We start from the raw sequence: 923 nt of genomic DNA on the forward strand, positions 1-923 counted from the left end.
AAAACAATACAGAACCGACATGCGTCACAACGCATTCCGACAGAAAAAACACCTGCTCCAACATCCCGGTTCCGTATATTCAGGTCACCGGAAACAGTGACCTGAATTTTTAATCAGCAGTAAACGGAAAAAGTTTACTGTTAGACAATTGCTGGATTACATGTAGGTAACAGTAACCGGCAGAGAAGCTTTCCACTGGATTGGAGCATCGCCGGAAGCAGCCTGATCAAGTGTGATCTTGATGGTTTTGCCCTGCTCAATACCTGCTCCATAATAGCCACTATAAGTAGCTTCAGTATTAGTAAAGCTTGTGGTTGTACCAACTTCAGAATAACCAACGCCCTGATCGATATAATGATCAGCCACCTCAGGCATTACATTAAAGGCAATGTTTTCATCCGGAGTTTGTGCTTTATTTTTAGGTAAGCCGCCAAAGAATCCCTGCCCAGCTGTATCAGAATAAGAATGGTTAAATCCACTCCACGGGCCTTTAACAGACACCAGTGCAGATGCTCCCAAAGACGTGGTCAGCGTGCCAATTTTAGCATTGGTATCATCCTTCACTTCCAGAGTGACTGGTGCACGACCATTTTCAAATGCATCAACATTAACAGCATTGCCATAGTCAATCTGTGGAGAGATACCTGGTTGTCCCTGGAATGCCTGAGTAGTCTGAGTACGAATACCCAGAACCGGAATTGCCTTGTTTACAGCAACATCAACTACTTTCTGGCCTTTCTGAATCTGCGCATCCAGACCGGTTACTGCGGCCCCAGTTTTAACTTCCCACGGGGTAACTTTTTCTACCGGAGTCAGGGTACCGCCCAGGTCAACAGAACCACCAGTGCCATTCGGAGTCCACGCCATGGCAGAACCAGATACTGCAGCAGAGGCAGCCACAGCCAGTGCAATCAGAGTCTTTT

General features: G+C 46.6%; 1 protein-coding gene. It reads right to left on the reverse strand.

What is annotated here, in order from left to right:
- Positions 1 to 156: 156 nt before the first annotated feature.
- On the reverse strand, positions 157 to 923 hold a 767-nt coding region (locus tag C0K55_RS25695), incomplete at its 5' end, for a hypothetical protein (protein WP_105283460.1).

Origin of the sequence: Escherichia sp. MOD1-EC6098 (assembly GCF_002965865.1) — a bacterium.
In the GTDB taxonomy this organism is placed as follows: Bacteria; Pseudomonadota; Gammaproteobacteria; order Enterobacterales; family Enterobacteriaceae; genus Escherichia; species Escherichia marmotae.